Below are 7040 nucleotides of genomic sequence, written 5' to 3' on the forward strand. Positions count from 1 at the left end.
ACCCCAGCGTGGGTGACCTCGGGTACTACGCGCCCGGCAACGACCTCGTCTTCTACTACGGCGACCAGTCCTACTACAACGGCATCGTCATCCTCGGCGCCCTCGATGCCCACGCCACGTCACGCCTGGCTCAGCTTCCTGGCGACCTCACCGCTCACCTCAGCGGGCTCGACTCCTGACCCCGATGACCGAACGACCCCCACTCCGCGAAAGGACCCGATCGTGAAGTTCACCCAAAGCGGCGGCCAGACCGCCACCGGACCCAGTGACTGGTTCACGGGCACCGTCTACATCGACGGCATCCGCAACCCCGACCGCCAGTCCGCCGTCGGCTGCGCCCACGTCCGCTTCACCCCGGGCGCCCGCACCGCCTGGCACACCCACCCCCGCGGCCAGACGCTGTACATCACCGACGGCATCGGCTACGTCGCCCACCGCGGCGGACCCGTCCAGGAGGTGCGCCCCGGCGACGTCGTCTACATCGAACCCGGCGAGGAGCACTGGCACGGCGCCACACCCGACAGGTTCATGGCTCACATCGCCATCCAGGAAGCCGACGGCGACGGAGAAGTCGTCACGTGGCTCGACGACGTCACCGACCGCGAATACCGCCGCTGAAGCCTCTCCCCAGGCACTGGGTGATCTCGCCGACCGTCTCGAGGATGCGGTGTCTTGGGACGGTTCGGTCGGAGGAGGTGTCACGCGAGGTGGTGGACGGCAGAGGGGGCCGGTCAGCCGGGCCCGCTGCGGGCTAGTGGTTCTCGGAAAGGCTCCACATGGTCCACAGCTCCGTCCGCATCCGGCGGGGCTGCCGCAGGGTGTAGGTCACCGCCTGTGCGATGTCACCGGGCTCCATGAAGTGACCCTGCGAGGGGTCCTGGTCGCCGAAGCGGCCGTCGGCCGCCGCGAAGGGCGTGTTGACGCCGGCCGGTGCGATGGTCGTCGTCCGGATGCACTCGGCGCGCAGCTCCCGATCGAGCGCGTAGCCGAGGTTGATCTGGGCGCCCTTGGTGGCGGCATACACAGCCTCCCTGCCGCCGCCGATGAGCAGACCGGCGACGGAGCCGATGACGACGATGTCGCCGCCGTCGCCCTGGTCCCGGAACTGCCGGACGGCTGCACGGGCGAGCCAGATCGTGCCCTTGACGTTGACATCGACCATCAGCGCCACTTCCTCCGCGGAGTAGTCGAGCACTCCGCCGTAGAAGCCGATCGCGGCGTTCGCGACCACGGAGTCCACCCTTCCGAAGGCTTCCACGCCAGCGGCGACCAGGGCGTCGGCCGTGGCCTCCTCGCGGACGTCACCGACGCTGACGACCAGCCGGCTCTCGTCCCACTCCTCGGAGAGGCGGCTCACCGTGTCGGCACGCAGGTCCCCGGCCACGACCCGACCGCCGCTGTCGAGGACCGAGCGGGCGATGGCCCCGCCGATGCCGCCGCCGGCGCCGGTGACGACGACGACCGTGTCCTTCAGGTTTCGTCCGTAGGTTTGCCTCACAGGTGCTCCTTCTGACCGGAGGGTGGTGGTCACTTGATCGCTCCCATCGACAGGCCGCGGACGAGCTGCTTCTGGGCGACCCAGCCGGCGACGATGACCGGCAGGGCGGCGATCGTCGCTGCGGCCGACAGGACCGCCAGGAACTGCCCGCGTCCGTCGACGAAGCTGCCGAGGAAGGGCGGCGTCGTCCGAGCGGCCGAGCTCGTCAACAGCAGGGCGAGGAAGTACTCGTTCCAGGCGAAGATGAAGCTGATCAGCGCCGCGGCCGCGACCCCGGGCAGGACGAGCGGCAGGACGATCCGCACGATCTCGCGGAACATGCCGGCCCCGTCGACGCGCGCCGCCTCGATGATCTCGAAGGGGACCTCGAGGAAGAACGAGCGCATCATCCACACCGTGACAGGTAGGTTCATCGCGCCGTAGACGATCGCGAGCACGTAGACGTTGTCGAGCAGCCCGATCGTCTTGAAGATCATGAACAGCGGCAGGACGATCGCGGCGAGGGGCATGAACCGGGTCGAGATGAAGAACGAGAGCGAGCCCTCGACGTTCTTCACGCGGCGGATCGACAGCGCGTACGCGGCCGGGATCGCGAGTGACACCGAGATGATCGTCGAGATCACCGCGACAGTCAGCGAGTTCTGGAGGTAGCCGGTCATGCCACGGTCCATTGCGAGCTGGTAGCCCTCGGTGACGGGCTTGAAGATGAACGTCGGGTTGACCGACGACGCGAGCGACTCCGGCTTGAACCCGTTGAGGACCATCCAGAGGACGGGAAAGAAGAAGACCAGCACCAGGATCCACGTGACGAGGGTGGTGAGGGCCCTCCTGGCGGATCCGTTGGACCTGTTGCCGTTCATCGGCTTCCTCCTGCCATGAAGACCTTGAAGACGCTCTTGAGAGCGATGGTCGCGACGATGATGGTGAGGACGACGGTCACGACGCCGTATGCGGCTGCCTGCCCGACGTCGAGGCCGATGAAGGCTCGCTCGTAGAGAAGGTAGGCAAGCGTCTTGGTGCCGCCGGTCCCCTTGGTGAGGATGGCGATCGGGTCGAAGACCTGCAGGATGATGACTGACCCGAGCAGTACCCCGATCTCGACGTACATCCGCAGGTGCGGCAGCGTGATCCACGTGAAGGTCCGCCACGTGCCGGCGCCGTCGACCTGCGCGGCCTCGAGGATTCCCTTGTCCTGCCCCTGCAGACCGGCCAGCAGGATCAGCATCATGAACGGCGTGAACTGCCAGGTCAGCACGATGATGACCGTGGCCATCGGGTACTGGGTGCTCCATGGGACGACGGGCAGGTGCAGCGACTGCAGGACCCAGTTGATCATCCCGATGTTGGTGTCGAACATCGAGTACTTCCAGATGAGTGACGCGGCCGCCGGCATGATGAGGAAGGGCGTGATCATCAGGGTCCGGGCCACGGCGCGGCCGCGGAACGTGCGGTCGAGCAGGACGGCGAAGAGCAGGCCGAACAAGACGGCCAAGGTGACCGAGAAGGCCGTGATGAGAACCGTGGCACGGATGGCGGGCCACAGGTCACCGGAGGTCAGCGCGCTCGTGTAGTTGTCGAAACCCGCGAAGGCGCGGTCGTTGGGGTAGAGCAGGTTCCACTTCGTCAGCGAGAACCCGATGGTGGTCAGGAACGGGATCTGCGTCAGCAGGATGAGGAAGACGACGGCGGGAAGCAGCAGGCCCCGGTTGCGCCAGAGCTCCTTCCGCTTCAGGCGCCGATTGTCCGTCGCCGTGGTGGTGCGGACGTCCTCGAGCTCGGTCGGTTGGGTGGTAGTGGTGGTCATGTCGGCACTCCCTCGTGCGACTGCGGGGTCGGAGAAGGTGGGTGGTGCCGGGCCCGTGGAGTGCCGGACCCGACACCACGTGTCATCGGGGCGTCACTTCTTGTGCTTGTCGCCAGCCGCCTGGGCGACTGCCTGGCACTTGCCGAGCGCGTCGTCGACCGTGCCCCGGTTGGCCAGGTAGTCGGCGACCAGCTGGGCGCACTGGTTGCCCACGTCCTGGAACTCCGGGATGGAGACGTACTGGATGCCGACCCACGGCTGCGGGTTCACCCCCGGCTGCTTCGGGTTGACGGAGCTCATCACGTCGAGGGTGATGGGCGCGTACGCCTTGGCGGCCTGCTTGTACTCGGGGATCGAGTAGGTCGAGGTGCGCGAGCCCGGCGGCACGTTGGACCAGCCGATCTTCTGCCCGACGAGCTTGATGTAGTCCTTGCTCGTGGCCCACTTGACGAACTTGACCGCGGCGTCCTGGTTCTTGGAGGTGGCCGGGATGGCGAGGTTCCAGCTCCAGAGCCAGCCCGACTCCTTCGTGCTGTCCACCGGCATGTGGGCGTAGCCCATCTTGCCCTTGACCGGAGAGTCGGCAGCCTCGAGCATCGACGCCGCCACCGACGCGTCAGCCCACATCGCGGCCTTGCCCTCCTTGAGCGCCGTCAGACACTCGTTGAAGCTGTAGGAGACTGGGTCCTTCTCGCCGGAGTCGTCGAGCATCGTCTTGTAGAACGTCACGGCGTTCTTCCACTCCGGGGTGTCGACCGTGGCTTTCCAGTTGCTGTCGTACCAGTTCCCACCGAAGGTCTGCACGACCGTCGTGAGTGGAGCGAACAGGTCGCCCCAGCCCGGCTTGCCCCGCATGCAGATGCCAGCCATGTCGTTGGTCTTGACCTTCTTGGCCGCCGCCGCGACCTCCTGCCACGTCGGGTTCTGCGAGATCTTGACGCCGGCCTTGTCCAGGACCTCCTTGTTGTACATGAGGATCGAGGACTCGCCGTAGAAGGGGACGGCGTAGAGCTTGCCGTTGTAGGTGTTGACGTCACGCACCGGCGGGAGCAGGTCGTCGACGTCGTAGGAGGAGTCCTTCTGCAGTTCGGGGGTGAGGTCGACGAGCCAGCCGTTGGCGCCCCACTGCGGCGTCTCGTAGGCGCCGATGGTGACGATGTCGTACTGGCCGGCGCCGCTGGCCACGTCCGCCGTCACGGCGGCCCGCAGGTCGCTCTCCTCCATGACCTGGAAGTTGACCTTGACGCCCGGGTTGGCCGCCTCGTACTCGGTCTTGAGCTTCTCCATGTCCTTCATCTGGCCGTTGTTGACCGTGGCCAGCTTGAGGGTGACGGTGCCACCGGCTCCCCCGGTCGAACCGCCGCCGGCCTGGACGGCTCCGGACGAGCACGCGGCCAGGGCCACGGTGATCGCCACCATGCCCGTGCCGAACGTGAGCATGCGCTTGTTCGCAAGCATTCCCAACTCCTTTGGTAGGCATCTCTCGTTCCACCCGGCCCGAGCGCCAGCGGCATACGGGAACGGTGGCGGCCAAGGGCCCGGACGCGTCGTCCGGCGTGGACTTGACTGGAACTTGCCGGAACGCTAGAGGGGCCGCGCCGGCGTCAACAAGGACACAGGCGGTGCGCTGTTGGTACTATTTTTCGGATGGATGTCGACCGGAGCCGCCCTCGAAGCCAGAACTTCGCACGGAGGCTGCAAGGACGACGTCCCTGCTGCAAAGGAGCCGACAATTTCGTATCGACCGGGTCCCCCGCCGGATCGAGGCACCGCCCGTGGGGCGAAGCCGGCACGTGCGGCCACCCGTCCGCCGAGTGCCACGATGAGCCCAGCCATTCGGCGTGAGTACATCCCTCCGCACCCGCAGGCCTCGGTGCGTGTCCTCACGCATGACTTCCCAAGTGAGATCTGCGGCTGGGGCGCCCACCCCGAGTACGAGATCCACCTCATCACCAAGACGCGTGGCAGCTTCATCGCCGGCGACTACATCGGTACGTTCACGCCGGGACACGTCAGCATGATGGGGCCAGAGCTGCCTCACGACTGGGTCAGCGACCTGGCCGAGGGACAGGTCGCCGTCGACCGGGATGCCGTCATCCAGTTCAGCGACGAGTGGATCCGCGGGGCGATGAAGCACCTGCCGGAGCTGGTGGAGCTCTCGGAGGTGCTGCAGCGCTCGACCCGCGGACTCGTCTTCTCCGGCGCGACCGCGTGGCGCGCAGCCGAGACGATCCTGGCGTGCGTGCACAGCCAGGGGGTCGAGCAGCTGGCCCACCTCTTCAAGCTCCTGGCGCTCTTCGCACAGGCCCCCCATGACGAGTACGAGGTCGTGGCGAGCGAGTGGTTGGGTCGGCCCACGGATGCCGCGTCGCGCGACGCCGGCGAGGCGGGCCTGGCGTACATCTTCGACAACCTCACCGGGGACATCCGGCTCTCGACTGCGGCCCGACTCGCCTACATGTCGGAGCCGACGTTCTCCAAGTACTTCAAGACGGCCACGGGAATGACTTTCTCGAGCATGGTCAAGAAGCTGCGGATTGCCTACGCCAGACGCCTTCTCGACACCACTGAGACGTCAGTGGCGCAGATTGCCCAGATGAGTGGCTACAACAACATGGCCAACTTCAACCGGCAGTTCCTCGCCGAGGTGGGGACGACGCCCACGAACTACCGGCGTCTCGAGAGCGCACAGAAGCCGCCGCCGGAGATCTTGAGCCTCAACCGGCGCGCACCGTCGGACTGAGCTCCGTCCCACTCGGTCGGGTCCAGTGCCGGTGGGAGAGCGGCGGCCTCCAAGGGAAGCCGTCCACGGGCCTGACCCACCATGATCAAGGCCCTCGGTTTCTTGACCGAAGCTCAGACGGTTGCGAGGTTCACGGGCATGGCTGCCGCCCGCACCATGACACGCGCCATCTGCGGCATGATCGGCATGGATCCAGCCGCCGACCACAGCTCGCTGGGCGACGCCGTCGTGGAAGTGGTCGACGCTGACGCCCTCAGCGCGAAGACGGGCAGCCAGCTCATCGCCCGTTCGGAGCAACGACCGTGCACTCGGCGCATCGGGAACCCGGAAGCTGCCGGGTTCGACCCGGTCGGGGGTGGCCGTGTACCCATCACCCAGGTTCGAGGAGCCGTCGCCAGATCGGGTCGGAGGCCCGCGGGCTGATGCTCTCGATCGGCAAGGCCGCCGCTCGGCGGCAAGGTAGGGCGAGATCAGGGGGTCCTCTGAGCGGTATGCGCGTTCTCGTGCCGAGGGCTGGTAGTGCGTGCTGACATGGCACCATGCTGACTTCGCAGCCGCCCCCGGCGGTTCAGGCCGAGGCTGCGGCTCTGCAGGCGGCCGTCCGGCACATCGTGCCGGCCCGAACGGACACCAACCTGCTCATCGGGTCCTGGAACCTGCGCGGGTTCTCCGACGTGACCGAGTCCTGGGACCCACCGGCGAACGCCATCCCGCGACGGGACCGGCGCGCGATCACCCTCATCGCCGCCGTCGCGTCCGCGTTCGACGTCGTCGCCGTCCAGGAGGTCCGCCGGGACACCACAGCCCTGAGAGCGTTGACAACCACGCTCGGGCAGGACTGGCAGTTCGTCTGCAGTGACGTCACCGAGGGCCAGGCCGGCAACGGGGAGCGCCTGACGTTCCTGTACGACTCCACACGGGTCCGCCCCTCCGGGCTCGTCGGCGAGATCGTCCTGCCCCCGCAGGCGGCCACGGCCGCGGCACAGTTCGCCCGC

Annotated in this window: 8 protein-coding genes and 1 pseudogene; 5 read left to right on the forward strand and 4 right to left on the reverse strand. The window is 67.2% G+C overall.

The window, feature by feature from the left end; all coding sequences use genetic code 11:
- Positions 1-8: 8 nt before the first annotated feature.
- A complete protein-coding gene (locus ACR9ZK_RS19865; protein WP_481343704.1) occupies positions 9-179 on the forward strand; it encodes a cyclophilin-like fold protein in 171 nt (56 codons plus the stop codon).
- Positions 180-222: 43 nt separating this feature from the next.
- Complete coding sequence (locus ACR9ZK_RS19870) at positions 223-618, forward strand: (R)-mandelonitrile lyase (RefSeq protein WP_481343697.1); 396 nt, start codon at positions 223-225, stop codon at positions 616-618.
- 133 nt (positions 619-751) lie between these two features.
- Here ACR9ZK_RS19870 and ACR9ZK_RS19875 read toward each other — a convergent pair whose 3' ends face one another.
- The 4 genes from ACR9ZK_RS19875 to ACR9ZK_RS19890 all read right to left on the reverse strand — a co-directional run bounded on the left by ACR9ZK_RS19875 (position 752) and on the right by ACR9ZK_RS19890 (position 4760).
- On the reverse strand, positions 752-1498 hold the full coding sequence (locus ACR9ZK_RS19875; protein WP_481343698.1) for an SDR family oxidoreductase: 747 nt from the start codon (positions 1496-1498) through the stop codon (positions 752-754).
- A gap of 29 nt (positions 1499-1527) precedes the next feature.
- On the reverse strand, positions 1528-2358 hold the full coding sequence (locus ACR9ZK_RS19880; protein WP_481343699.1) for a carbohydrate ABC transporter permease: 831 nt from the start codon (positions 2356-2358) through the stop codon (positions 1528-1530).
- Entirely contained in the window at positions 2355-3302 is a 948-nt protein-coding gene (locus ACR9ZK_RS19885) for a carbohydrate ABC transporter permease (RefSeq protein ID WP_481343700.1), read from the reverse strand. The genes ACR9ZK_RS19880 and ACR9ZK_RS19885 overlap by 4 nt, the downstream gene beginning before the upstream one ends.
- 93 nt (positions 3303-3395) lie before the next feature.
- Positions 3396-4760, reverse strand: a complete 1365-nt coding sequence (locus tag ACR9ZK_RS19890) for an ABC transporter substrate-binding protein (RefSeq protein ID WP_481343701.1) — start codon at positions 4758-4760, stop codon at positions 3396-3398.
- 364 nt (positions 4761-5124) lie between these two features.
- Here ACR9ZK_RS19890 and ACR9ZK_RS19895 point away from each other — a divergent pair, with 364 nt between their 5' ends.
- From ACR9ZK_RS19895 to ACR9ZK_RS19905, 3 genes and pseudogenes are all read left to right on the forward strand, one after another.
- Positions 5125-6045, forward strand: coding sequence for an AraC family transcriptional regulator (locus ACR9ZK_RS19895; protein WP_481343702.1), 921 nt, complete (start codon positions 5125-5127; stop codon positions 6043-6045).
- A gap of 138 nt (positions 6046-6183) precedes the next feature.
- The gene (locus tag ACR9ZK_RS19900; RefSeq protein ID WP_481343703.1) at positions 6184-6468 is read left to right on the forward strand and encodes a hypothetical protein; all 285 of its coding nucleotides are present in this window, start codon (positions 6184-6186) and stop codon (positions 6466-6468) included.
- Positions 6469-6584: 116 nt separating this feature from the next.
- Positions 6585-7040, forward strand: a pseudogene (locus tag ACR9ZK_RS19905) (endonuclease/exonuclease/phosphatase family protein); the annotation flags it as partial.

The sequence above is a fragment of the Monashia sp. HAY1-5C genome (assembly GCF_056755255.1).